The sequence below is a fragment of the Janthinobacterium sp. DSP2-3-3 genome (assembly GCF_049897325.1).
In the GTDB taxonomy this organism is placed as follows: Bacteria; Pseudomonadota; Gammaproteobacteria; order Burkholderiales; family Burkholderiaceae_D; genus Janthinobacterium.
The window spans coordinates 240,208-266,003 of sequence record NZ_JAFCWA010000009.1 but is presented as its reverse complement, the minus strand read 5'-3'; the positions used below and the strand labels follow the sequence as shown (position 1 = coordinate 266,003).

Annotated in this window: 23 protein-coding genes; 14 read left to right on the top strand and 9 right to left on the bottom strand. The window is 63.4% G+C overall.

Features of this window, described 5'->3' with window-relative positions:
- Window positions 1-87 precede the first annotated feature (87 nt).
- The 6 genes from ACP7DE_RS19405 to ACP7DE_RS19380 all read right to left on the bottom strand — a co-directional run bounded on the left by ACP7DE_RS19405 (window position 88) and on the right by ACP7DE_RS19380 (window position 4,187).
- Window positions 88-642, bottom strand: a complete 555-nt coding sequence (locus tag ACP7DE_RS19405; protein WP_426073603.1) for a hypothetical protein — start codon at window positions 640-642, stop codon at window positions 88-90.
- Window positions 643-705: 63 nt separating this feature from the next.
- Entirely contained in the window at window positions 706-1,071 is a 366-nt protein-coding gene (gene speD / locus ACP7DE_RS19400; RefSeq protein WP_426073602.1) for an adenosylmethionine decarboxylase, read from the bottom strand.
- A 2-nt stretch (window positions 1,072-1,073) separates the two neighbouring features.
- The gene (locus ACP7DE_RS19395; protein ID WP_170840580.1) at window positions 1,074-1,247 is read right to left on the bottom strand and encodes a hypothetical protein; all 174 of its coding nucleotides are present in this window, start codon (window positions 1,245-1,247) and stop codon (window positions 1,074-1,076) included.
- Window positions 1,240-2,706 carry a DUF4178 domain-containing protein gene (locus ACP7DE_RS19390; RefSeq protein WP_426073601.1) on the bottom strand — a complete coding sequence of 489 codons (1,467 nt, stop codon included), beginning with the start codon at window positions 2,704-2,706 and terminating at the stop codon, window positions 1,240-1,242. The genes ACP7DE_RS19395 and ACP7DE_RS19390 overlap by 8 nt, the downstream gene beginning before the upstream one ends.
- 10 nt (window positions 2,707-2,716) lie before the next feature.
- A complete protein-coding gene (locus ACP7DE_RS19385; RefSeq protein ID WP_426073600.1) occupies window positions 2,717-3,769 on the bottom strand; it encodes an SPFH domain-containing protein in 1,053 nt (350 codons plus the stop codon).
- A gap of 31 nt (window positions 3,770-3,800) precedes the next feature.
- A complete protein-coding gene (locus ACP7DE_RS19380; protein WP_426073599.1) occupies window positions 3,801-4,187 on the bottom strand; it encodes a DUF350 domain-containing protein in 387 nt (128 codons plus the stop codon).
- Between the two features lie 59 nt (window positions 4,188-4,246).
- On the opposite strand from ACP7DE_RS19380, the gene ACP7DE_RS19375 reads away from it, so the two are divergent.
- Entirely contained in the window at window positions 4,247-5,758 is a 1,512-nt protein-coding gene (locus ACP7DE_RS19375; protein WP_426073598.1) for a polyamine aminopropyltransferase, read from the top strand.
- A complete protein-coding gene (locus ACP7DE_RS19370) occupies window positions 5,758-7,389 on the top strand; it encodes an NAD(P)-binding protein (protein ID WP_426073597.1) in 1,632 nt (543 codons plus the stop codon). Before ACP7DE_RS19375 ends, ACP7DE_RS19370 begins: the two co-directional genes overlap by 1 nt.
- A gap of 61 nt (window positions 7,390-7,450) precedes the next feature.
- On the opposite strand, the gene mmsB is transcribed toward ACP7DE_RS19370, so the two are convergent.
- The 3 genes from mmsB to chvE all read right to left on the bottom strand — a co-directional run bounded on the left by mmsB (window position 7,451) and on the right by chvE (window position 11,329).
- Window positions 7,451-8,662: a multiple monosaccharide ABC transporter permease gene (mmsB, locus tag ACP7DE_RS19365; protein ID WP_426073596.1), complete on the bottom strand. Its 1,212-nt coding sequence runs from the start codon at window positions 8,660-8,662 to the stop codon at window positions 7,451-7,453.
- Entirely contained in the window at window positions 8,652-10,193 is a 1,542-nt protein-coding gene (mmsA, locus tag ACP7DE_RS19360; protein ID WP_426073594.1) for a multiple monosaccharide ABC transporter ATP-binding protein, read from the bottom strand. The genes mmsB and mmsA overlap by 11 nt, the downstream gene beginning before the upstream one ends.
- Before the next feature lie 113 nt (window positions 10,194-10,306).
- Complete coding sequence (gene chvE / locus ACP7DE_RS19355) at window positions 10,307-11,329, bottom strand: multiple monosaccharide ABC transporter substrate-binding protein (protein ID WP_426073629.1); 1,023 nt, start codon at window positions 11,327-11,329, stop codon at window positions 10,307-10,309.
- Window positions 11,330-11,759: 430 nt separating this feature from the next.
- Between chvE and ACP7DE_RS19350 the strand changes: the two genes are divergently transcribed.
- From ACP7DE_RS19350 to ACP7DE_RS19295, 12 genes are all read left to right on the top strand, one after another.
- The gene (locus ACP7DE_RS19350; protein ID WP_426073593.1) at window positions 11,760-12,920 is read left to right on the top strand and encodes a fumarylacetoacetate hydrolase family protein; all 1,161 of its coding nucleotides are present in this window, start codon (window positions 11,760-11,762) and stop codon (window positions 12,918-12,920) included.
- Between the two features lie 27 nt (window positions 12,921-12,947).
- A complete protein-coding gene (locus ACP7DE_RS19345; protein ID WP_426073592.1) occupies window positions 12,948-13,715 on the top strand; it encodes an SDR family NAD(P)-dependent oxidoreductase in 768 nt (255 codons plus the stop codon).
- Window positions 13,712-15,499 (top strand): IlvD/Edd family dehydratase, encoded by a 1,788-nt coding sequence (locus tag ACP7DE_RS19340; RefSeq protein ID WP_426073591.1) that lies wholly within the window; start codon window positions 13,712-13,714, stop codon window positions 15,497-15,499. The genes ACP7DE_RS19345 and ACP7DE_RS19340 overlap by 4 nt, the downstream gene beginning before the upstream one ends.
- Before the next feature lie 91 nt (window positions 15,500-15,590).
- Window positions 15,591-16,565, top strand: a complete 975-nt coding sequence (gene xylF / locus ACP7DE_RS19335; RefSeq protein WP_426073628.1) for a D-xylose ABC transporter substrate-binding protein — start codon at window positions 15,591-15,593, stop codon at window positions 16,563-16,565.
- A gap of 74 nt (window positions 16,566-16,639) precedes the next feature.
- Entirely contained in the window at window positions 16,640-18,226 is a 1,587-nt protein-coding gene (gene xylG, locus ACP7DE_RS19330; protein ID WP_426073590.1) for a D-xylose ABC transporter ATP-binding protein, read from the top strand.
- A complete protein-coding gene (locus tag ACP7DE_RS19325) occupies window positions 18,223-19,365 on the top strand; it encodes a sugar ABC transporter permease (RefSeq protein ID WP_426073589.1) in 1,143 nt (380 codons plus the stop codon). The genes xylG and ACP7DE_RS19325 overlap by 4 nt, the downstream gene beginning before the upstream one ends.
- Window positions 19,366-19,397: 32 nt before the next feature.
- On the top strand, window positions 19,398-20,597 hold the full coding sequence (locus tag ACP7DE_RS19320) for a XylR family transcriptional regulator (protein ID WP_426073588.1): 1,200 nt from the start codon (window positions 19,398-19,400) through the stop codon (window positions 20,595-20,597).
- Complete coding sequence (locus ACP7DE_RS19315) at window positions 20,594-21,361, top strand: hypothetical protein (protein WP_426073587.1); 768 nt, start codon at window positions 20,594-20,596, stop codon at window positions 21,359-21,361. Before ACP7DE_RS19320 ends, ACP7DE_RS19315 begins: the two co-directional genes overlap by 4 nt.
- An 83-nt stretch (window positions 21,362-21,444) precedes the next feature.
- Window positions 21,445-22,458, top strand: coding sequence for a 2-dehydro-3-deoxygalactonokinase (locus ACP7DE_RS19310; protein ID WP_426073586.1), 1,014 nt, complete (start codon window positions 21,445-21,447; stop codon window positions 22,456-22,458).
- A complete protein-coding gene (gene araD, locus ACP7DE_RS19305; protein ID WP_426073585.1) occupies window positions 22,455-24,185 on the top strand; it encodes an L-arabinonate dehydratase in 1,731 nt (576 codons plus the stop codon). The genes ACP7DE_RS19310 and araD overlap by 4 nt, the downstream gene beginning before the upstream one ends.
- A 13-nt stretch (window positions 24,186-24,198) precedes the next feature.
- Complete coding sequence (locus ACP7DE_RS19300; RefSeq protein ID WP_426073584.1) at window positions 24,199-25,095, top strand: SMP-30/gluconolactonase/LRE family protein; 897 nt, start codon at window positions 24,199-24,201, stop codon at window positions 25,093-25,095.
- Window positions 25,096-25,108: 13 nt separating this feature from the next.
- Window positions 25,109-25,762, top strand: coding sequence for a bifunctional 2-keto-4-hydroxyglutarate aldolase/2-keto-3-deoxy-6-phosphogluconate aldolase (locus ACP7DE_RS19295; RefSeq protein ID WP_426073583.1), 654 nt, complete (start codon window positions 25,109-25,111; stop codon window positions 25,760-25,762).
- Window positions 25,763-25,796 lie beyond the last annotated feature (34 nt).

Sequence of the window (25,796 nt, the reverse complement as noted above, 5' to 3'; positions counted from 1 at the left end):
TGAATGACGCATGTTGTCTACTCCTGTTGTGTGATGGAAAACGTTAGTGTGCCAGTGGCGTGCGCCGCCGTCAATGGACGGCGTGGCTCAGCTGCACATGCCGTAGGCGCTGCGTTCGGGGAAATAGCGGTAGGTAAACGTGCGTACCGGGTAGCGCTTGCCGGCGACGAGCATGTCGGGCATCGACAGATCAAAGCGCTGCGGCAGTTGGCGCGGCAGTTGCAAGCGCAGCCGCCACTGGGTTTCCTTGCTGTTGCCGACGGCGGCAAACATGATGGGCAGCTTTTCGATGACGTCGACTATCTCTGCCTTCTGGTTCATGCCGCGCTGGTAAATGGTGAGTATCTTCGCTTCCGCGAAGGGCGGCTTTTTCGGCTCTTCCAGCAGGAACGACAGGCGCGTGAAACTGGCTTGCGTACCGACGGGCAAGGTGAAAATCAGCGCCAGCTCCGTGCCGCCTTCCTTCAGGGTGACAGGTGGCGTGGCATACACGCTGATACCGCGCGGTAGTTCGAAACGCGAGCCCTCCGTCCACGTCTTGCACTCGGGCGTGGTGGCCTGGTACAGGCTCGGTGCCGTGTAGTCATCGCAGGCGGAAGCCAGCAGCAGCAGGGGCAGGGCAAGGAAGGCGGAACGGCGCATGGGAGTCACGGTTGGAGGATGAGCCGACAGTGTAAGCGATCCCCACGCGATCCACCAGCGAGCTTACCCCGGCGGCGCGCGGCGCACGGATTGCAGCTGGCAGTGCGTCGCCTGCAGCGCATCCTTGATGATGTCGAGCGCCAGTTGCGGCCGGGCCGCGCCGCACATGAAGATATCGATGGCGGCAAAGCTGCATTCCGGCCAGGTGTGGATAGAAATGTGCGATTCGGCCAGCAGCACCACGCCAGTGACGCCCTGGACCGCGCCAAAGCTGTGGAAATGGCTATGCAGCACCTGCGCGCCGGCCGTGACGGCCGCGTCGCGCAGCAGGCGCTCGAGCGCGGTGCAGTCGCGCAGGCGTTCCGGCACGATGCCCGACAGGTCGGCCAGCAAATGGGTGCCCAGGGGCAGGTGCGGTGTAGACGTCATGCTTACTTGTGGCTCCCGCCGCTGGAACCGCCGCCATAGCTGCCGCCGCCGCTGCCCGTGCGCGAACTCCAGCTGCTGCCGCCGCTGCCGCTGCCGGCCACCTTGAACATGCGCACCCAGTTGGCGGCCGTGACGGAAAACGTCACCATCAAGGCATAGATCACATATTTACTCATGGGGATTCTTTGCATTCTTGTCGAGAAAAGCGGCCGGCAGGAACAGCGCCAGGCAGCCCAGCAAACTCCACATCAAGGTGCTGGAGAACGAGACGAACATCGGTATCGCATTCAAGACCAGCACGATGATGATGAAGACCTTGGCGATGCCGCGATGACTTAGCTGGATATTCTGCACCTTGGCGCCACCATGGAAGGCGGCGCCGAACCAGGCGGCCATCTGGTCATAGGCCACGGGCACGGAGCGCGACCAGGTCATTTCCTCGCCGGTGATTTCCGCCGCCAGCTTGGTCTGTCCCTGCTCGAATTCATGGACGCGCGTGCTGTCGCCGACGGCTACCTTCCAGTTGAAGGCGCCCGCCGCATACACCACCTGCGAGCCGTAGTCATACAGTTTGCGGTAGGTGGCGCCATCGAGTGTGCAGGTATCGGCGTCCAGCGAGGCCCAGTTGGGCCAGTTCGGCAGCACGTCCGAGCGCGACCAGCCATCGTCCGTCTCCACCAGCCAGAAGAAGCCGGCGCGCGCGTTGTACAGCAGGTATTCGTTCCATTCGCTACCTTCGTCGTCGGCGCGGCGCATCATGCCGATCACCGTGAAATCGACATTGCTGATCTTTGCGCTGGCACCCAGCTCCAGCGTGATGTCGGCGTTGTCGTGCACCTGCTTGCCGATGGCCAGCACCTGCGCTTCCGGGCCGCTGGCGTCGAGCTGCGCGTGGCAGGCGGGGCACACCAGCTGCGCCGCCGCGCCGGGCACGTATTGGATGGCGCCGCCACAGGACGGGCAGTCGAGCGCATCGAGCTTGCCGCGGTACTTGCCGGCGCTTTTGGCAATGGCATCGTCATCGCGCAGCAGCTGGCACTGCAAGCCATCGAGGGTGACGGCGACGCCCTGGTAGACGATGGGTTGCGGGCCATCCGTGTAATCGAGCGTGATAAAGCTGGCGTAGTTGCGGAAGTCCGCCACCTGGATGCGCCAGCCGGCGCCCACCTTGAACGGCAATTCACCCTGGCCGGCGATGCATTCGGCATTGCGGATCTCGGCCGCCGTGTATGGCTCGCCGCAGATCGTGTAGCGCTTGCCTGGCGCCAGCTCGCCAAAGACGGGCAAGGCATCTTGCGTCGCGCGCTCGCGCGTCAGGGTGTACAGGCCGGACGAATCGCCCAGCCAGGCCGTGCTGGCATCGTCGAACAGCACATACCACTCGTTCCACGTGCCGGCGCTGTAGCGCTGCTGGATGCGTCCGACGACCGTGAAGTGGATGCCATCGTGCACGCCGGCCGTGCCGATCTGGATCGGCGAATAGTCTTCCAGGATGGCTGACATCTTGCCCACGTCCCTGACGGAGTCGGCATCCTTCAGGATGGTGCTGTGGCAGTACTCGCATACGGCGAGCACGGAAGCGTGCGAGCGGAAGTGGACTTCCGCGCCGCAGCTGGGACAGGAAACAGTTTGCATGCAGTCGCGCTTAGCCGATCAGTTTTTTCAGCAGTTCAGCCTTGGCGCCGTCGTAGTCGGCCGGCGAAATGAGACCCTTGTCGAGCAAGCCTTTGAGCTTTTCCAGACGCGCCTCGATCGGTTCTTCCGCAGGCGCGGGCGGTGCCGCCGGACCTGGTGCCGGGGCGGGCTGCTGCAGCGCATTGCCCGTACCGTGCGCCATGCTTTGCGCCATCACCTGGCCGATCGACAGCCCGGCGCCGAGGCCCGCGCCGATGCCGGCCATGCCGCCTTCGTTCTGCGCCGCCAGCGGGATCGCGTTGGCGACCTGGAATTTCGTATAGCCGCTCATCTTGTCGGCGCCCAGGCCACCCTTCATGCCGGCGGAAATGCGCTCGTCGAGTGCCGCCTGCAATTCCTCGGGCAGGCTGATGCTGGCCACGTTGAATTCATCGAGGCCCACGCCATAGCGGGCAAACGCTTGCGCCAGGCCATCCTTGACTTCCTGTGCCATCAGCGCCTGGTTGGCCGCCATGTCGAGGAAGGGGACATTCGCGCCGCCCAGCGAGCTGGCCATGCTCGACATCAAAATGCCGCGCAATTGATCTTCCACCTCGTCGCGCGTATAGACTTCGCGCGTGCCGCTGATTTCGGTAAAGAAGGTGCGGGCGTCGGCGATGCGGTACGAGTACATGCCGAAGGCGCGCACGCGTATCATGTCGAAATCCTTGTCGCGGATGGTGATTGGCTGCGGCGTGCCCCACTTGCGGCCCGTCTGCACGCGGGTGCTGAAGTAATACACGTCCGACTTGAAGGGCGAATCGAACAGCTTGTCCCAGTTTTTCAAGTTGGTCAGCAACGGTAAAGTTTGCGTCGTCAGCTTGTGCGTGCCGGGGCCGAAGACATCGGCGATCTTGCCTTCATTGACGAAAACGGCCACTTGCGATTCGCGCACATTCAGGATGGCGCCATTCTGGATTTCGAAATCCTGCATGGGAAAACGCCAGGCCAGCACGCCTTCCGTCTCTTCGTTCCACTGTAGTACGTCGATAAACTGCTTCTTGATAAAGCTGCCGAGGCTCATGATGGATATCCTTGAAAAAGGTAAAGCGGTGTCAGGAAATGCAGGCGGCGTTGATGGCGCCGATTGACAGGGAAATGGCGGCCAGCAGGCCGCCGAAGGCGCTGTTGTTCGATTCGATCTGGTCCTTCGACATGCGCAGCAGGCGCGTGGTGACTACGTACGCCAGCAGTTGCACCACCATGGCGCCGAAGGCCCAGGCGAAGAATTGCTGGTAGTCGGCCGTATGCATCAGCGAGGAGGCGATGGTGGCGGAAAAGCCCAGCAGGGAGCCGCCCAGCGACAGGGCCGCCGCCTGGTTGCCCTGGCGGATCAGCAGCACTTCGTTATACGGCGTGACGCGCGTATAGGTGATAAAAAATACAATCAGCAGCCCGGCGGCCAGTAAAAGATGGATCAGATAGTTTAGGATGGCGGGCACGGCTTTCCTCGCAGTGAGTATTTGATAACGTCAACGCATATTAGAACAAAAAAAGTCCAATGAACAAAAAAATTCTGATCTTGTCCGTCTTCGTGGTCGCCTCCTGCGGCCTCGCGTATGAGCTGATCGCCGGCGCCATGTCCAGCTACCTGCTCGGCGACTCCATTCTGCAGTTTTCCACCATCATCGGCTGCTACCTGTTTGCGATGGGTGTGGGTGCCCACTTTTCAAAGTATGTACAGGACGACGACGTGCTCTCGCGCTTCGTCGACATCGAACTGGCGGTGGGCCTGATCGGCGGCCTGTCGGCCGCCATCCTGTTCATGACGTTTTCATGGATGGCCGCGCCATTTCGCACCTTATTGTATGTGATGGTGTTCCTGATCGGCGCACTGGTCGGCATGGAAGTGCCGCTGGTGATGCGCGCCCTGAACTCGCGCCAGACGGAATTTTCTGAACTGGTCAGCCGCGTGCTGACCTTCGATTACCTGGGCGCGCTGGCCGTCTCGTTGCTGTTCCCGCTGGTGCTATCGCCGTATCTGGGACTGGTGCGCACGGGCTTCTTGTTCGGCATGCTCAACGTGGGGGTGGGCCTGTGGACAATCTGGGTGTTCCGCGCGGAGCTGAAGAACCTCACAGGGCGCTTCTTGCGCGCCTGCGCCGTGATGCTGGTGCTGATCGCCGGCTTTGCCCTGTCGGACCGCATGGTGGCCTGGGGCGAACACGGCCTGTTCGGCGACCAGATCGTGTATTCCACCACCACGCCCTACCAGCGCCTGGTGATCACGCGCTGGAAGGACGATACGCGTTTGTACATCAACGGCAACCTGCAGTTTTCTTCGCGTGACGAGTACCGTTACCACGAGGCGCTGGTGCACCCCGTGCTGGAAGCCTTGCCGTGGGCGCGCCGCGTGCTGGTGCTGGGCGGCGGCGATGGCCTGGCGCTGCGCGAAATCCTGCGTTATCCACAGATTGAACACGTCACCGTGGTCGACCTTGACCCCGCCATGACGGCCGCGTTTACCACGCGCCCGGAACTGGCAAAATTAAATAACAGCGCGTTCTCGGATAAGCGCGTTACCGTCGTCAATGCCGATGCCGCCGTCTGGTTGCGCAATAACGGCGACATGTTCGATGCGGCCATCGTCGACTTTCCCGATCCGTCCAGCTTCGCGCTCGGAAAACTGTATTCCGTGCCCTTCTACGACCTGGTGAAAAAGCACCTTGCCGCCAAGGGCTTGATGGTAGTGCAATCGACGTCGCCCTTCTTTGCCCCGCATGCCTACTGGACCATCAATTCGACCCTGCGCGAAGTGGGCATGCGCACCTGGCCTTACCACGCCTATGTGCCCTCGTTCGGCGAATGGGGTTTTATTCTGGCTTCGCCCCAGCTCGACTACAAACCGCCCACCAGCTATCGCCTGCCCATGCGCTACCTGAATGCGGACACCACACGCGAGATGTTTATCTTCCCGCCCGACATGCAGCCGTTGCCGATGGCGCCGAATCGCCTCAACACCCAGTCGCTCGTGCATGAATTCGAGCAGGACTGGAACCGGGTGATCCGCTGATGCAGCGCCGTTCCTTCATGCTGTGGGCCGCCGCCGGTACGGCCGCTGCAGCCGCTGGCATCGGCAGCATCGCCGCGTATCTGCATTGGCAGGAAATCACACCCAAGGTGCTGTACCCGGGCCGCAGCGAGGGGCATTATTTGCGCAATCTGCTGCGCGAGCGCAAGGCGCTGCCGGCGCCTTCACGCACTTTGAGTACCGACGTGGCCATCCTCGGCTCCGGCATCGCCGGCCTGACGGCGGCATGGCGCCTGAACAAGCTGGGGCATCAGGATTTCCTGATGATCGACGGTCCCCAGCCGTATGGCAACGCGGCCGGCGGCCATTTCGGCGAGCTGGCTTACCCGACCGGTGGTCATTACCTGCCGCTGCCTTCGCCCGAATCGACGCATGTGCGCGAAATTCTGTTCGACCTGGGGATTATCCAGCGCGATCCGCAGGCGGAAAAGCCGACTTACGACGAGCGCTACATCCTGCATGCGCCCGAAGAACGCCTGCTGTTCAAAGGCCAGTGGCAGGATGGCTTCATTCCCACCGAAGGCGTGCCGCCCGAGGAACTGGCGCAGCATGAGCGCTTCTTTGCCGAGGTGCGGCGGCTGCGCCAGGCGCATGGCAACGATGGCAAGCGCGTGTTTGTCTTCCCTACCGTGGAATCGTCGCAAGACCCGGTTTGGCAGGCGCTCGACGCCATCACCTTGAAGCAGTGGATGGAGCGCGAAGGCTATACCTCGCCCACCCTGCACTGGTACCTGAATTACTGCTGCCGCGACGATTACGGCACGCGCTACGACCAGGTTTCAGCTTGGGCCGGCTTGCATTACTACTGCAGCCGCTGGGGACAGGCAGCGAATGCGGGCAATGGCGCCTGGCTGACCTGGCCGGGCGGCATGCAGCCCGTGGCCACGGCCATGGAGCAGGCGTCAAAAGTGCAGCGCCATTCCGGCACGGTGGTCTCGCTCACCACCACGGCAAATGGCGTGGAAGCGCTGTGCCTGGAACTGGTCGATGGCCAGCCGCGCACTTATCTGGTGCGCTCGCGCAAGGCCATCTGCGCCATGCCGCTGTATGTGGCGGCGCGCGTGGTGAAGAATATCGCCGACTATGGCTTTGACGTGAAACGCGATACGCCCGCGTATGCGCCGTGGATGGTGGCCAACTTCCTGCTCAAGCGCTTTCCCGATGAACTGCCGCATGCGCCCCTGTGCTGGGACAACGTGGTGTACCAGGAGCCGGGCCTCGGCTATGTCGTTTCCACGCACCAGGACATCCGCGTGCGCCCGCCCGAGAAAACCGTCTTCAGCGCCTACGTGGCGCTGTCCGACCGCACGCCCCAGGAAGCCCGCAAGTGGCTCGATACGGCCACGCCTGAGGAGCTGCTGGCGCTGGCCAGCATCGACTTGAAAACGGCGTATGGACGCGACTTTGCAAGCTGCGTCGAGCGGGTCGACATCACCGTGCGCGGCCACGCCATGGCCGCGCCGCTGCCCGGTTTTCGCAGCAATGCGGGGTTGAAGGCGCTGCGCGAACATGACGGCGCCATTCTGTTCGCGCATGCCGATTTGTCCGGCTTTTCCGTATTTGAAGAAGCGGCGTGGTGGGGGGATCGGGCGGCGCGTCTGGCCATCACATGAGAATATAAATAAAAAAGGCCGGCGCGAGCGCCGGCCAGAGCCCCCTAAGGCTCGAACCGGTCTACTTGTTCTTGTTGATCACGTCGATGAAGACGGCGGCCAGCAGCACCAGGCCCTTGATCACTTGCTGGTAGTCGATGCCGATGCCCATGATGGACATACCGTTGTTCATGACGCCCATGATGAAGGCGCCGATCACTGCTCCCATCACCTTGCCCACGCCGCCCGAGGCCGAGGCGCCGCCGATGAAGCAGGCGGCGATCACGTCCAGTTCGAAACCCGTGCCAGCCTTCGGCGTGGCCGTGTTCAGGCGCGCCGCGAAGATCAGGCCGGCCAGTGCGGCCAGCATGCCCATGTTGACGAAGGTGTAGAAGCTGACGCGTTCCGTTTTGATGCCGGACAGGCGCGCCGCTTTTTCATTGCCGCCGACTGCGTAGACGCGACGGCCCAGCACGGTGCGGTTGGTGACAAAGGTGTAGGCGACGATCAGGATCGACATCACTGCCAGCACGTTCGGGAAGCCGCGGTATGACGACAGCAGGTAGCTGAAGTACACCATCACGGCGGCGAAGATCGCGTTTTTCAGCAGGAAGAAGGCACGCGGCTCGTTTTCCATGCCGTGCTTCAGTTGCTTGGCGCGGCTGCGCAGCGAGGTGATGATCAGCGCCGCGGCGGCGATCACGCCCAGCAGCAGTGACAGGCCGCGCAGGTTTTCGCCGCCGAACGGGTCGGGCAGGAAGCCTGAGCTGAGCATCTGGAAGCCTTCCGGGAAGGGGCCGACCGACTGGCCTGCCAGCAGCGCCAGGGTCAGGCCCTTGAACACCAGCATGCCGGCCAGGGTGACGATGAAGGACGGGATTTTAAAGAAGGCGACAAAGTAGCCTTGCGCGCCGCCGATGACGGCGCCGGCGATCAGGCAGATGATGCTGGCGGCGACAAAATTCATGTGGTAGTTGACGATCAGGACGGCCGCCAGCGCGCCGACGAAGCCGACCACTGAGCCGACGGATAAATCGATATGGCCGGCTACGATCACCATCAGCATGCCCAGCGCCATGATGACGATGTAGCTGTTCTGCAGCACCAGGTTGGTCAGGTTGAGCGGCTGCATCAGGGTGCCGTCGGTCATGTACTGGAAAAATCCCATGATGACGATCAGGGAGAGCAGCATGCCGTAGTCGCGCATATTGTTTTTCAAAAAGCCGGCGTAGCTTTTCGCTTCCGGCGCTGCCGCTGGCGTTGCTGGCGCGCCCGCTGTCAGTTTATTGTCCATTGTTTTCTCCGTGTGTGACGATCGCGCGCATGATTCGCTCTTGCGATGCTTCTGCTGCGTTAAGTTCTGCCGCGAAGCGGCCTTCGTTCATGACATAGATCCGGTCGCACATGCCCAGTAACTCCGGCATTTCCGAGGAAATCATGATGATGCATTTGCCTTCGGCGGCCAGGTCGCTGATGATGCTGTAGATTTCATACTTGGCGCCCACGTCGATGCCGCGGCTCGGTTCATCGAGGATCAGGATGTCGGGGCGCGAAAACAGCCACTTCGCCAGCACTACTTTCTGCTGGTTACCGCCGGACAGGTTGACCACCTTCTGCGCGACGCTGGAGCAGCGTGTCTTGAGCTTGCGGCGGAACTCCTCGGCCACGCCGAATTCGCGCTGCTCGTCGATCACCATGTGCTTCGAGATCGCGTCCATGTTGGCCAGGCTGGTATTTTTCTTGATGTCCTCTTCAAGGATCAGGCCCAGGCCCTTGCGGTCTTCCGTGACATACGCGAGGCCGTGGGCGATTGCCTTGCCGATGGTGCTGATGTCGATTTCCTTGCCATTCTTGAGTACGGTGCCGCTGATGCGCTGGCCGTAGGCGCGCCCAAAAATGCTCATCGCCAGTTCCGTGCGGCCAGAACCCATCAAGCCGGCGATGCCGATGATTTCGCCCTTTTTGGCATGCATGTTGATGCCTTTGATGACGGGGCGGTCGGCATGCTCAGGATGGAATACCTTCCAGTCGCGCACTTCGAAAATGGTCTCGCCGATGGTGGGCGTGCGCGGCGGATAGCGGTCCGCCATCTCGCGCCCGACCATTTTTTCGATGATGCGGTCTTCGCTGACGGCTTCGATGCGGCAGTCGAAACTGTCGACCGTGTTGCCGTCGCGTAGCACCGTGATGGCGTCGGCGACGCGCGAGATTTCATTGAGCTTGTGCGAAATCAGGATCGATGCGATGCCCTGGCGTTTCAGGTCCAGCAGCAGGTCGAGCAGGGCCGCGCTGTCGCTTTCGTTGAGGCTGGCCGTCGGTTCGTCGAGAATCAGCAGCTTGACGTCCTTGCACAGCGCCTTGGCGATTTCGATCAGCTGCTGCTTGCCCACGCCCAGGTTGGTGATCAGGGTGTCCGGGGACTCTTTCAGGCCGACTTTGTGCAGCAGTTCGCGCGTCTTCGTTTGCGCGTATTCCCAGTCGATGACGCCCATGCTGGCCTGCTCGTTGCCGAGAAAGATGTTCTCGGCGATCGACAGCAGCGGCACCAGCGCCAGTTCCTGGTGGATGATGATGATGCCGATTTCTTCGCTGTCCTTGATGCCGCGGAAGTGCCGCGTCTGGCCCAGGTAATCGATGTCGCCCGTATAACTGCCATGGCCGTAGACGCCGCTCAGCACTTTCATCAGGGTCGATTTGCCGGCGCCGTTTTCGCCGACGATGGCGTGGATCTCGCCGCTGCGTACCCGCAGGTTGACATTGTCGAGCGCAACGACGCCCGGGAATGTTTTGCGTATCCCGCGCATTTCCAGGATAGTGTTCGTCATATAACCTCTCTGGCACGGCCGCGCTGGTCGGCATCGGTCGTGCGGCAGTCTTGTTCTGGATAGTGCATGAAGCGTAAGGCCCGGCATCGCCGGGCCTTCAGTACTGTCGATGCTTATTTCACTTGCGCTTCCGTGTAGTAGCCGCTGCCGGTGACGAGCACCTGCTTCCAGTTCGCCTTGTCGACGGTGACCGGTTTCAACAGGTAGGACGGCACGACTTTTACGCCATTGTTATAGGTCTTGGTATCGTTGACGGTCGGTGTCTTGCCGCTCATCATCGCGTCGACCATGTTCGCCGTCACCTTGGCCAGTTCGCGCGTGTCCTTGAACACGGTCGATGCCTGTTCGCCGCGGATGATCGATTTCACCGACGGGATTTCAGCATCCTGGCCCGTCACGATGGGGAAGGGCTGTTTCGACGTGCCGTAGCCGACGCCCTTGAGCGACGACAGGATGCCGATGCTCAAGCCGTCATACGGCGACAGCACCGCGTCGACACGCGCATTGCCGTAGTAGGCGCTGAGCAGGTTGTCCATGCGCGCCTGCGCCACGGCGCCGTCCCAGCGCAGGGTGGCGACCTTTTCCATGCCCATCTGCTTCGAGCGCACCACCAGCTTGCCGCTGTCGATGTACGGTTTCAGGACCGACAGCGCGCCGTTGTAGAAGAAGTGCGCGTTGTTGTCGTCGGCCGAGCCGCCGAACAGTTCGATATTGAACGGACCCTTGCCTTCCTTGAGTTTCAGCGCCGATTCGATATAGCCCGCCTGCAGCACGCCGACCTGGAAGTTGTCAAAGGTGGCGTAGTAATCGATGTTTTTCGTGCCGCGGATCAGACGGTCATACGAGATGACCTTGATGCCCTTGTCGGCCGCCTTTTGCAGCACGTTCGACAAGGTGGTGCCGTCGATGGCGGCGATCACCAGCACCTTGGCGCCCTTGGTGATCATGTTTTCCACCTGCGCCAGCTGGTTCGGGATATCGTCGTCGGCAAACTGCAAGTCCGTCTTGTAGCCGCGCTCCTTGAATACCTTGACCATGTTGTCGCCGTCGGCGATCCAGCGCATGGACGACTTGGTCGGCATCGAGATGCCGATGGCGCCCTTGTCGGCGGCGCTTGCCACGGGCATTACTGCCATGCCGGAGATGGCCAGCGCCAGGCTCGCGGTCAGCATTTTCATTGTTGTTTTCATTTCAGGTCTCCACCGTCTTCGATAGTTGAATGTGCCAGGGCCGTCGTCCCAGTGGGCGGGCTCCGTGCGGATGGCCGATTGCAGGCCACGGCTGATACTAGTTTGTCCATCCATCCCCCACCAATCACTTTTTTCGCATCGGCGATATCCAAAACGGTATCGATAAGCAGATTGATGCAATGCGCCATGCGGCCCGTTCCCGCCTGCGGACAGGGCGGTAACGGGAGCTCGGCGGCGGCTTCTTTTGGTGCGCTGCAATACCAATAATCATCATCCAATTTGGTGATTTTCGTAATTGCGACGACACAGGTCGGCGCGCAGAATCGGTGCGAACTTGAAGACCAGCCATCCCGCCATACCCTTTTGAAAGCTTGCCATGCAGCCGATTTCCCCCGCTTCCCTGTTGCCCGCCGACCTGGCGCAGGCCCTCCTCATCGGCCGCATCTGGCGTGACGGCCCGTGCGTCATCGCCGTGCGCTGCGGCGAAGTGGTCGACATCACGCAGACAGTGGCGACGGTGGCCGAGCTGTTCGAATGCAGCGATGCGCTCGATATCGCCCGCCATGCGCCGGGAATCGCGCTCGGCTCCGTGCAGGCGCTGCTGGAGCAGGCGCTGGCCGCGCCGGTCGGCGAGCCGCTGCTGCTGGCGCCGTGCGACCTGCAGGCCGTCAAGGCATGCGGCGTGACCTTCGCCGTCAGCCTGCTGGAACGGGTGATCGAGGAACAGGCGGGCGGCGACGCGGCGCGCGCGGCGAGCTTGCGCGCCGCCCTGCAATCGACCCTGGGCGGCGACTTGTCGGCATTGAAACCCGGCTCGGAGGCGGCGCAGCGGCTGAAACAGCAACTGCAGCAGCGCGGCGCCTGGTCGCAATACATGGAAGTGGGCATCGGCCCCGATGCCGAAGTGTTTACCAAGGCGCAGCCCATGTCGTCGGTGGGATGCGGCGCGCAAGTGGGCTTGCTGCCATCGTCCGCCTGGAACAACCCCGAACCGGAGATCGTCCTGGCCGTCAACAGCCGCGGCGAGGTGCTGGGGGCTTCCCTGGGCAACGACGTCAACCTGCGCGATATCGAAGGGCGCAGCGCCCTCTTGCTGGGCAAGGCCAAGGACAACAACGGCTCCTGCGCCATCGGCCCCTTCATCCGCCTGTTTGACGAGGGCTTTACGCTCGATACCGTGCGCCAGGCGGAAGTGTCGCTGCTGATCGAAGGCGCGGACGACGGCTTTGTGCTCGAAGGTGCCAGTTTCATGCGCGAGATCAGCCGCGACCCGCTCGACCTGGTGCGCCAGACGGCAGGCCAGTACCACCAGTATCCGGACGGTTTCATGCTGTTCCTCGGCACCATGTTCTCGCCCGTGAAGGACCGCAGTGCGCAGGGCGGGGGCTTTACGCACCACCTGGGCGACCGCGTCACCATCGCCAGCGCCGCGCTGGGCGCGCTGGTCAACGAAGTGCAGCGCTGCGATGTGATTCCTCCTTGGACGTTTGGCGTGCGCGCGCTGTACCAGAACCTGGCCCAACGCGGTTTGCTTTGATCCGATTATTTTGAAAAGAGAGACACCATGCAGCACGCAATCTATCCCAGCCTTGCCAACAAGCGCGTCGTCATCACGGGCGGCGGAACCGGCATCGGCGTAGCCATCGTCGAGGCGTTCGCACGCCAGGGCGCCCAGGTCACCTTTCTCGACATCGCCAGCGGGCCTTCGCGCGCACTGGAAGAAAAACTGGCCAGCCTGCCGCATCCTCCACGCTTCCGCTATTGCGACCTGACGGACCTGGGTGCTCTGGCCGCCAACTTCGCTGAGATTGAGCACAGCGTGGGCGCCACGGATATCCTCGTCAACAACGCGGCCAACGACGACCGCCACCAGTTGCAGGACGTCACACCGGCCTACTGGGACGAGCGTATCGCTGTCAACCTGCGGCACCAGTATTTCTGCGCCCAGGCAGTGGCGCCTGCCATGCGCGCCAAGGGCAGCGGCGTGATTCTCAACCTGGGGTCGATTTCCTGGCACTTGGCGCAGGCGAACCTGTCGATCTACATGACGGCGAAAGCCGGCATCGAGGGCTTGACCCGTGGCCTGGCGCGCGACCTGGGCGTCGACGGCATCCGCGTCAACTGCATCATTCCCGGCGCCGTGCGCACGCCGCGCCAGGAAAAACTGTGGCATACGCCGGAAGCGGAAACCCTGATCCTGCAGGGCCAATGCCTGCAGACGCGCGTGGAACCGGAAGACGTGGCGGCGCTGGCGCTGTTCCTCGCGTCCGATAACGCGGCCAAGTGCGCCGGCCGCGAATACTACGTCGACGCAGGCTGGTACGGCGCATGAGCACCCCAAGCAATCGCCAGGCGCGGCGCTTCCGCTCGCAGGACTGGTTCGACAATCCCGACCACATCGACATGACGGCGCTGTACCTGGAGCGCTTCATGAACTACGGCATTACGGCCGAGGAGCTGCGTTCGGGCCGTCCCATCATCGGCATTGCGCAAAGCGGCAGCGATATCAGTCCCTGCAACCGCATCCACCTGGAATTGGCGCAGCGCGTGCGCGATGGCATCCGCGACGCGGGCGGCATCCCGATGGAATTCCCCTTGCACCCGATCTTTGAAAACTGCCGCCGTCCCACGGCCGCGCTGGACCGCAACCTGGCGTATCTGGGCCTGGTGGAAATCCTGCATGGTTACCCGATCGACGCCGTGGTGCTGACCACGGGCTGCGACAAGACCACGCCGGCGCAGCTGATGGCTGCCGCCACGGTGGATATCCCCGCCATCGTGCTGTCGGGCGGCCCCATGCTCGATGGCTGGATGGACGGCGAACTGGTGGGTTCGGGCGCGGCCATCTGGGAGGGCCGCCGCCAGCTGTCCGCCGGCTTGATCGACAACGACAAATTCCTGCAAATCGCTGCCGCGTCGGCGCCGTCGGCCGGCCACTGCAACACCATGGGCACGGCATCGACCATGAATGCACTGGCCGAGGCGCTGGGCATGTCCCTGACGGGCTGCTCGGCCATCCCCGCGCCGTACCGCGAACGGGGCCAGATTGCCTACGCAACGGGGCGGCGCATCGTCGGCATGGCGTTCGAGGACGTGCGTCCTTCGAGCATCCTCACACGCGACGCGTTTTTGGACGCGATTATCGTCAATGCAGCCATCGGCGGCTCTACCAATGCCCAGCCGCACCTGATGGCCATGGCGCGCCATGCGGGAGTGGAATTGCACTCGAGCGACTGGATGGAGCACGGCTACGACGTGCCGCTGCTCTTGAACATGCAGCCGGCCGGGAAGTATCTGGGCGAGCGCTTCCACCGCGCCGGCGGCGTGCCGGCCGTGATGTGGGAACTGCTCAAGGCGGGTTTGTTGCATGCGCAGCGCCCCACCGTCACGGGCCAGAGCATGGCGGCGAACCTGGCCGGCCACGAAAGCGCGGACCGCGAGATGATCCGCCCGTTTGCCTCGCCGCTGAAGGAGAAGGCCGGTTTCATGGCCTTGCAGGGCAACCTGTTCGACTTCGCCATCATGAAGACCAGCGTGATCTCGCCCGCTTTCCGCGAGCGTTACCTGAGCACGCCTGGCAGTGTAGGCGTGTTCGAGGCGCGCGCCATCGTTTTTGACGGCTCGTTTGACTATCACGCGCGCATCAACGACCCGGCATTGGCCATCGACGACAGCTGCATGCTGGTCATGCGCGGCGCCGGCCCTGTCGGCTGGCCCGGTTCGGCCGAAGTGGTCAACATGCAGCCGCCCGATGCCTTGCTCAAGGCGGGCATCCTGAATTTGCCGACCCTGGGCGACGGGCGCCAGTCGGGCACCTCGGACAGTCCCTCGATCCTGAACGCCTCGCCGGAAAGCGCCGTCGGTGGCGGCCTGGCGCTGCTGCGCACGGGCGACATCATCCGCGTGGACTTGAACGCGGGCCGCTGCGACATGCTGGTCGACGCCTCTGAGCTGGCGCGCCGCGCGCAAGAACTGCCGCCGCCCGTCAACGACAGCGCCACGCCGTGGCAGGAGCTCTACCGCGCCAGCGTGGGCCAGCTGGAAACGGGCGCCTGCATGGAGCTGGCGCTGAAGTACCGCGCCGTGGGACAGACCCTGCCACGGCATAACCATTGATGTAGGAAGCCGCAACACCCGTAGTGAAAAAACGTTGTTAATAAAATCCACAAGGAGACACCTAATGAACAAGATCATCAGTGCAGCCATCATGACCGCCATGCTGGCATTCACCAGCAGCGCCGCCCTGGCCGATGCGAAAAACCCGAAGATCGGCTTTTCCATCGACGATTTGCGCGTGGAACGCTGGACGCGCGACCGCGATTTCTTCATCGCCGCCGCCGAGAAACAGGGCGCCAAGGTGTTCGTGCAATCGGCCGACGCCAGTGAACAGCGCCAGATTTCGCAGATCGAAAACCTGATCTCGCGCGGCGTGGACGTGCTGGTGATCGTGCCGTTCAACGCCACGGTCCTCAACAACACCGTCAAGGAAGCGAAAAAGGCTGGCATCAAGGTGCTGTCGTATGACCGCCTGATCCTGAACGCCGATATCGACGCGTATATTTCGTTCGATAACGAAAAAGTGGGCGAGATGCAGGCCGAAGGCGTGACCAAGCTGCAGCCGAAGGGCAATTACTACCTGCTGGGTGGCTCGCCGACTGACAACAATGCCAAGATGCTGCGCGAAGGCCAGATGAAGGTACTGAAACCGTTCATCGACAAGGGCGACATCAAGATCGTCGGCCAGCAGTGGGTGAAGGACTGGAGCGCCACCGAAGCGCTGTCCATCGTGGAAAACGCGCTGACGGCCAATAGCAACAAGATCGACGCCATCGTCGCCTCGAACGATGGCACAGCCGGCGGCGCCATCCAGGCCCTGGCCGCGCAAAAGCTGGCTGGCAAGGTGCCGGTCTCTGGCCAGGACGCCGATCTGGCGGCGGTGAAACGCGTCATCGCCGGCACGCAATCGATGACGGTCTACAAACCGCTGAAAACCATCGCTTCGGAGGCGGCCAAGCTGGCCATCCAGCTTGCGCGCAATGAAAAGCCGGCCTACAACTCGAGCTATGACAACGGCCTGAAAAAAGTCAGCACGGTGCTGCTGAAACCTACGCCGCTGACCAAGGCGAATGTAAACATGCTCGTCGACGACGGCTTCTATACCAAGGCGCAATTGGGTAATTAATCGCCCGGCTGATGTCGGCTTGCGCACTGTGCGCTAAGCCGACATTCTTCTTCGTATCCGCAACGAGAGTGAGCATGTCCGACTATCTGCTTGAAATGAAAGGCATCGTCAAACAGTTTGGCGACGTCCGCGTAGGCGGTGTCCGCGCGCTTGACGGCATCGACCTGCAGGTGCGGGCCGGCGAGTGCATCGGCTTGTGCGGCGAGAATGGCGCCGGCAAGTCGACCCTGATGAAGGTGCTGTCCGGCGTCTACCCGCACGGCACCTGGGATGGCGAAATTCGGTGGGGTGGCCAACCCCTGCGCGCGCAATCGATCCGCGACACGGAAGACGCGGGCATCATCATCATCCACCAGGAACTGATGCTGGTGCCGCAGCTGTCCGTGGCCGAAAATATCTTCATGGGCCGCGAGCTCACCCTGCCCGGCGGGCGCATGCATTACGCGGCCATGTACAAGCGCGCCGACGAGCTGCTGCGCGAACTGAAAATTCCCGAACTGAACGTGGCGCTGCCGGTCATGAACTATGGCGGCGGCCACCAGCAGCTGGTGGAAATCGCCAAGGCGCTCAATAAGAATGCGCGCTTGCTGATCCTCGACGAACCGTCGTCGTCGCTGACGGCCTCGGAAATCGCCGTGCTGCTCGATATCTTGCGCGCCCTGAAAGCCAAGGGCGTCACCTGCATCTATATTTCGCACAAGCTCGATGAAGTGGCGGCCATCTGCGACACCATCGTCGTCATCCGCGATGGCAAGCATATCGCCACCACGCCGATGGCGCAGATGAACGTGGAACGCATCATCGCGCAGATGGTGGGGCGCGAAATGAACCAGCTGTATCCGCAGCGTACGAAAAAAGACGCCATCGGCGAGGTGCTGTTCGAGGCGCGCCATGTCACATGCATCGATGCCGATAACCCGCAGCGCAAGCGCGTCGACGATGTGTCATTCACCCTGCGCAAAGGTGAGATCCTCGGCATCGCCGGCCTGGTGGGGGCGGGGCGCACGGAGCTCGTCTCGGCCCTGTTCGGCGCCTACCAGGGGCCGTGCCAGGCCGAGGTGTGGCTCGATGGCCGCCGCATCGATACCGGCTCGCCGCAAAAGGCGATTGCCATGGGCCTGGCCATGGTGCCGGAAGACCGCAAGCATCACGGCATCGTGCCCGATCTCGACGTGGGGCAGAACATCACCCTGGCCGTGCTGGAGGAATTTGCGCGCGCCACGCGCATCGACGGCGAGGCGGAATTGACGGCCGTGCGCGGCGAAATCGCCCAACTGGAGCTGAAAACGGCCAGCCCGTCGCTGCCCATCACGAGCCTGTCGGGCGGCAACCAGCAAAAGGCCGTGCTGGCCAAGATGCTGCTGACGCGCCCGCGCGTGCTGATCCTCGACGAGCCCACGCGCGGCGTCGACGTGGGCGCCAAATATGAAATCTATAAATTGATGCTGGCCCTGGCCGACCGGGGCGTGGCCATCATCATGGTCTCGTCGGAACTGGCCGAGGTGCTGGGCGTGTCCGACCGCGTGCTGGTGATGGGCGAAGGCCGCCTGCGCGGCGACTTTATCAACGATGGTCTGAGCCAGGAAACCGTGCTGGCGGCGGCGCTGGCCCAGCACCCGGCGCCCGCCGCCCCTACCGCCTACAAGGAACCCGCAGCATGAAACCGCACAGTATCAAACAGCTGTTCACCCAATACAAGATGCTGGCCCTGCTGATCGCCGTGGCGCTGATCTGGGCCTTTTTTTCGTGGAAGACGCAGGGCAGTTTCCTCACGCCGCGCAACCTGTCAAACCTGCTGCGCCAGATGTCCGTCACCGGCATCCTCGCCTGCGGCATGGTGCTGGTGATTATCGCCGGTGAGATCGACCTGTCGATCGGCTCCCTGCTGGGACTGTTGGGCGGCATTGCCGCCGTGCTGGATGTGACGCAGCACTGGCCGCTGGCGCTGAACCTGGCGGCGGTACTCGGCTGCGGCTTGGTGATCGGTCTCTTGAATGGCTACCTGACGGCGTACCGGGGCATCCCTTCCTTTATCGTCGGCCTGGGCGGCATGCTGGCGTATCGCGGCATCCTGCTGGGCATCACGGGTGGCATCACGATCGCGCCCGTGTCCGAGCCGCTGGTTTACCTGGGACAGGGCTACCTGCCCGCCTTGCCCGGTATCGCGCTGGGCATCGGCCTGTTCCTGCTGGCGGCCTTTTTGACGTGGCGCGCGCGCGCCAGCCGCGCGCAGCATGGCTTGCCGCAAACGGCGCCCTGGGCCGACGGCTTGCGCCTGGCCGTCATCGGCGCCGTGTTGTATGCCTTCGTGCAAACCCTGAACGGCTATGAAGGCATCCCGCTGCCCGTGCTTTTGCTGCTGGCCTTGCTGGGACTGTTCAGCTACATCACCAGCCAGACCGTGTTCGGCCGCCGCATCTACGCCGTGGGCAGCAATATGGAAGCGACGCGTCTGTCCGGCATTAACGTGAAAGCCGTCAAGCTGTGGATCTTCGGCATCATGGGTTTGATGTGCGCGCTGGCGGGCCTGATCAACACGGGCCGCCTGGCGGCCGGTTCACCCTCGGCCGGCACCTTCAGCGAACTCGATGCCATCGCCGCCTGCTTCATCGGCGGCACCTCGATGCGCGGCGGCTCGGGCACGGTGTACGGCGCCCTGATCGGCGCGCTGGTGATGGCCAGCCTGGATAACGGCATGTCCATGCTGGACGTGGACACCTACTGGCAGATGATCGTGAAAGGCAGTATCCTCACCCTCGCCGTGTGGGTCGATGTCAGCACGCGTGCCGGACGCAGATAGCCGTGAAACGATCTGGCACGGGAGGAGACACCATGAAGATGCCGACCGCGCACCGGATCGCGCTGCTGTTTAACGGGAATAAAATCTACGACCGCGACATCATCGCCGGCATCGCCTCTTACCTGAACACCACGCGCGTGTCGTGGGACCTGTTCCTGGAAGAGGATTTTCGCTGCCGCCTGCCCGGCATCGAACGCTGGCAGGGCGACGGCATCATCGCCGATTTCGATGATCCCGCCGTCTGCGCGGCGCTGGCGCACAGCCGTCTGCCCGTGGTGGCCGTGGGCGGCTCGTATGCGCGCGCCGAGGATTACCCGGCCGACATCCCGTATGTGGCGACCGATAATTTCAAGATCGTCAAGCTGGCCTATGAACACCTGGTGGTAGCGGGCTTGACGCGCTTTGCCTGTTTCAGCCTGCCCGAGGCGGATGTTAACCGCTGGGCGCAGGAGCGCGAAACGGCGTTTTGCGCATTGATGCAGCGCGATCACATGCGCGCCGACGTGTACCGCGGCGTCGCCACCAGCGCGCCTTCTTGGGACGAAGCGGTGGAGCAGCAGATCGCCTGGCTCAACAGCCTGGAAAAACCCGTCGGCATCATCGCCGTGAGCGATGCGCGCGCGCGCCAGTTGCTGCAAGCCTGCATGCATGCGGGCATCGCCGTGCCGGAGCAAGTGGCCCTGATCGGCATCGACAACGATCCGCTGGCGCGCATGCTCACGCGCATTCCGCTCAGTTCCGTGATCCAGGGCACCGAGGAAATGGGCCGCACGGCGGCGCACCTGCTGCACCAGATGTTAAATGGCGCACGCCTGTCCGGCACGCGCATCCTGGTGCCGCCGGCCGGCTTGAATGTGCTTGCGTCCACGCGTCACCAGCCGTTCCAGCACCCGCAGGTGATGCAGGCGCGCCATTTCATTCGCCAGTACGCCTGCCAGGGCATCAAGACGGAGCAGGTGGCCGATTACGTGGGCGTGTCGCGCTCCTCGCTCGAAGCGCACTTCCGCCACGAGCTGGGGCGCAGCGTGCACGATGAAATCCTGCATTTCAAGCTCGATGCGGCCAAGACCCTGCTGGCGCGCGGGCCGGGGCAGGTGGCCGAGGTGGCCGTGCGTTGCGGCTTTACCACGGTGCAGTACATGCATGCCGTCTTCAAGCGCGAACTCGGTTGCACGCCGCGCGAATTCCAGCAGCGCAGCCAGCCACCGCCCGCCCCCGGACAGGCGCCATGATGCACACCCTGCGCAACGGGCGCGGCATGCGCGTGGCCATCGACGCGCACGATGCCAGTGTGCGGGCCTGGTGGGCGCCAGATCGCTATGGCCGCCTGGCCGATGTGCTGGGCGCGGCGCCCCCTGCGGCGCTTTCGGCCACTGGCTGGCAGTGTGCGCCGCCGGACGATGGCCACCTGCGCTTGCGCCTGGAACAAGACGGCCTGTCGGTGCGCTTGGCTTACCGGCTCGACGAGGATGGCAGCCTGCACCTCGACTGCCTCGCCACGGCCGAGACGGTTTCCCGTTTTGCGCTTGCCGCGCCCCGCTTCAATCTGCAGGGCAGAGGGGCCGCCGTGGGCGACCATGTGCTGCGCCTTGATGCCGATCGCTATTGGCCGGGTGGCCGCACGGGCGAGGCGCCGCTCGATGTGGCGGGCAGCGCGTTTGACTTCCGCCAGCCGGCGCCGCTCGCTTCGCGCCTGGCCTGGCCCGCGCTGGCGAACTTGCCGGGATTCCGGCATGACTTTTACTGGACGGGCAGCGGCCAGCTGCGCGAGGCGGCGCGGGTTGCCGACCCCGCGTCGGGCCGGGTATTGCGTTTTTCCAGTACCCAGGACAGTTGCCGTCTGTATTCCGATACGCGCTGTTTTTCCCTGCTGGCGCTGGGTGTGGAAATGCCGCCGGGACAGGTGATGCGCTTCAAGCTTGCCTACCGTCTGGGCGTGCAGGATATCGATGCGTTTGACATATCCGAACCGGTATCAATGATGTCAAATAAGTGATTGGTCAGATATGCGGGGCAGTTCTACCATGGGGTAGTTTTTCCTCATCTATTTTTGCCCTTACCGACGCTGCTAACCTGCCCATGAACATACTCACCATCGATGCCGGCACCACCAATACGCGTACCTTGCTGTGGCGCGCAGGCGCGGTCATCGCCCAGGCGCAGCTGGAAACGGGCGTGCGCAATACCGCCATCGATGGCCATAACGGCGCGCTGAAACAGGCGCTGCGCGACACCATCGCCAGCGTGCTGGCCAGCGCGGGCATCGCGCCCTCCGAGGTGGACCTGGCGCTGGCCTCGGGCATGATCACCTCGCCCATGGGGGTGCAGGAAGTGCCGCACTTGCCGGCGCCTGCCGGCCTGGCCCAGCTGGCGCAAGGCATGCAGGCGGTGGACTTGCCCGACGTGCTGGCGCAGCCCCTGTGGCTGATTCCCGGCGTGCGCAATCAGCATGGCGCCGTCGGCCTGCATAACGTCGAAGCGATGGACATGATGCGCGGCGAAGAGACGGAAGTCGTCGCGTTGCTGGAGCGCCTGGAATTGCGCGGCGCTGCGACCTTGATCATGCCCGGTTCGCATACCAAATTGATCAGCGTGGATGAGCAGCGCCGCATCCTCGGCTGCAGCACCACCATCGCGGGCGAGCTGCTGCAGGCGATCACGCAGCACACCCTGATCAAGCAATCGCTCGATGGCGGTTTTGCGCAGACCCTGGTGCCGAAAATGCTGCTGGCCGGCGCGGCCGCGGCGCAAAAAACGGGGCTGGCGCGTGCCTGCTTCAGCGTGCGCACCCTGGGCCAGTTCAGCGCGGTCGAATGCAATGAACGGGCCAATTTTCTGATGGGCGCTGTCCTCAGCGGCGACTTGCTGGCGCTGCGCAACAGCACCGCCATCCTGATGCGGCCCGAGACCCCGCTCGTCATTACCGGCAAGCCCATGCTGCGCCAGGCGCTCGGTCTGCTGATCGAAGAACACGGATTTTTTTATGGCAAGCGCATCATCGTCGACGACCAGCAGCAAGCCAATCTGGCTGGTTACGGTGCGCTGCTGATCGCCGCCGCGCGCGGCTTGATTTCCCCGCAGGAGACAGTATGAGTGACAACAAGAACAAGCGTCCCTTGCGTTCGCAAGCGTGGTTTGGCGGCGACGACAAGGACAGTTTTATTCACCGCAGCTGGATGAAGAACCAGGGCTATCCCGGCGACGCCTTCGATGGCCGTCCCGTCATCGGCATCTGCAATACCTGGTCCGAGCTGACGCCCTGCAATGGCCATTTCCGCGACCTGGCCGAGATGGTCAAGCGCGGCGTGCTCGAAGCGGGCGGCTTTCCCGTCGAATTTCCCGTCATGTCGCTGGGCGAGACGAATCTGCGTCCGACGGCCATGCTGTTCCGTAACCTGGCCAGCATGGATGTGGAAGAATCGATCCGCGCCAACCCGATCGACGGCGTGGTGCTGTTGACGGGCTGTGACAAGACCACACCGGCCCTGCTAATGGGTGCGGCCAGCGTGGACTTACCCACCATCGTGCTGTCGGGCGGCCCCATGTTGAACGGCAACTATCGAGGCAAACCGATCGGTTCGGGCACCGACGTGTGGAAGTTTTCCGAGGACGTGCGCGCCGGGCGCATGACCTCAAACGAATTCAAGCAGGCCGAATCGTGCATGTCGCGCTCCGCGGGCCACTGCATGACCATGGGCACGGCGTCCACCATGGCCAGCATGGTCGAGGCGCTCGGCGTGACCCTGCCCGGCAACGCGGCCATTCCCGCCGTCGACGCGCGCCGCAAGCTGCAGGCGCAGCTGACGGGCCGGCGCATCGTCGACATGGTGCATGAAGACCTGAAACTGTCGCAGATCCTCACGCGCGCAGCGTTTGAAAACGCCATCATGGTCAATGGCGCCATCGGCGGCTCGACGAATGCCGTGATCCACCTGCTGGCGATTGCCGGGCGCATCGGCGTGGACATGCGCCTGGCCGACTGGGACCGCCTGGGCCGCGACATTCCCTGCCTGCTCAACCTGATGCCGTCGGGCCAGTATCTGATGGAAGATTTTTACTATGCGGGCGGCCTGCCCGTGATCATCCGCGACTTGCTGGGCAAACTGCATGGCGAGGTGCTCACCGTCACGGGCGCCAGCATGGCTGTCAACGTGGCCGAAGCGGAAAATTTCAATCCCGAGGTGATCACGCCGCTGGCGCAGCCATTCAAGGACGAGGGCGGCATCGCCGTCTTGCAGGGCAACTTGGCCCCGCGCGGCGCCGTCATCAAGCCATCTGCCGCCTCGCCGGAACTGATGCAGCATCGTGGCCGCGCCGTCGTCTTCAACAGCATCGAGCATTATAAAAAGCGCATCGACGATCCCGCACTCGATATCGACGCCAGTTGCGTGATGGTGCTGCAAAATTGCGGCCCGCAGGGCTATCCGGGCATGGCTGAAGTGGGCAATATGGGATTGCCGAAAAAACTGCTGGAGCAGGGCGTGCGCGACATGGTGCGCATCTCGGATGCACGCATGAGCGGCACGGCCTATGGCACGGTGGTGCTGCACGTGGCGCCGGAAGCTGCCGTGGGCGGGCCGTTGGCGCTGGTGCGCGATGGCGACATGATCGAACTCGATGTGGCGGGACGGCGTTTGCACCTGGACGTCGACGATGCCGAGCTGGCGCGCCGGCGCGAAGAGTGGCGCGCCCCCGAGCCGGCCATGAAAGGCGGCTATCAGTCGATGTATATCAAGCACGTGACGCAAGCCGACGAAGGCGCGGACCTGGATTTCCTCGTCGGCTGTCGGGGATCCGCCGTGCCGCGCGAATCACACTGAAAAACAAGGAAAAATGATGGGGACACAGGCCCAATTGCTGGTCGATGCGCAAAACTTCCTGGGTGAGGGCGTGCGCTGGTGCGAACGCAGCGGCCGCGTTTTCTGGACGAATATCGAAGGCTGCCAGCTGCATGCGCTGGTGCTGGCCACGGGCGAGCGCCAGACGTGGGACATGCCCGAGCGCCTGGCCTGCTTCGCGCTGACGGACAGCGATGAGGTGCTGCTGCTGGGCCTGGCTTCGCGCCTGGCCTGGTTTGACGCGCGCAGCGGGGCCGTCACGCCCTTGCACACGGTGGAGGGGGACTTGCCCATGACGCGCCTGAACGATGGTCGTTGCGACCGCCAGGGACGCTTTGTCTTTGGCACGCTCGATGAACGCCCGTGCCGCGCTGCCATCGCCAGTTTCTACCGCCTCAACCTGGACTTGACTCTGGAGCGTCTGCCGCTGCCGCAGATCGCCATCTCGAACAGCATCTGCTTCAGCGTTGATGGCACGGCCATGTATTTTTGCGACTCGATGAAGAAGGCGATCTACCGCTGGGACGATTACCTGGGCGGCGACGCCAGCCGGGTGCGCGTGTTTGCCGTGCTCGATCCGGGGCCGGGCGCCGCCGATGGCGCCACCATCGATGCGGACGACCACCTGTGGAGTGCGCAATGGGGCGGGGGCAGGGTCTTGCGCTTCGCGCCGGACGGCAGCGTCGAGCGCGCGATCACCTTGCCCGTGTCGCAGCCCAGTTGCGTGAGCCTGGGCGGGCCGCACTACGACGAATTGTTCGTCACCACCGCTCAGGAGAGTTTGACGCCGGCGCAGCTGGCGGGCGAACCGCTGGCCGGGGGATTATTTCATGCGCGCCAGCCTGGCTTGCGCGGCTTGCCGGAAGTGCGCTTTGGCGCCCTGCCGGCCTGACAGGAGAGAGCATATGCAAAAGCACACGGTTTTTGAGGGCATCCTCACACGGGGCATGGTCGGCATCGTGCGTGCAGATTCGGCGCAGGCTGCCGTGCAGATCGCCGAGGCGTGCATCGCCGGTGGCATCACGGCGCTGGAAGTGGCCTTCACCACGCCCGATACCCTGGGCGTGCTGCGCACCCTGCGCGAACGCCATGGAGACGACGTGCTGCTGGGTGCGGGCACGGTGCTCGATACCGAGACGGCGCGCGCCGCCATCCTGGCCGGCGCGCAGTTCATCATCTCGCCCGGCGTGAACGTGGAAACCATCACGCTGTGCCAGCGCTACCAGGTGCTGGCCATGCCGGGCGCGATGACGCCGACGGAAATCGTCACCGCGCTGCAGGCCGGCGCCGACATCGTCAAGGTTTTCCCCGCCGAGATGTTCGGTCCCGCCTACATCAAGGCCCTGCGCGCGCCCTTGCCGCAAGCGCCGCTGATGCCGACAGGCGGGGTCACGGTAGAAAATCTGGGCGAATGGTTCGCCAGCGGCGCCGTGGCCGTGGGCATCGGCAGCAGCCTGAGTGGTCCGGGCGCCACGGGCGACTATGCGGCCGTGACGGCGCGTGCACACGAGTTTGTGGCGAAGATGGCGCTGGTGCGCACTTCTAGGTCTTCTGGATAGCTCCCTGTCCTGGATAATTCTGCTACGCTAGGCG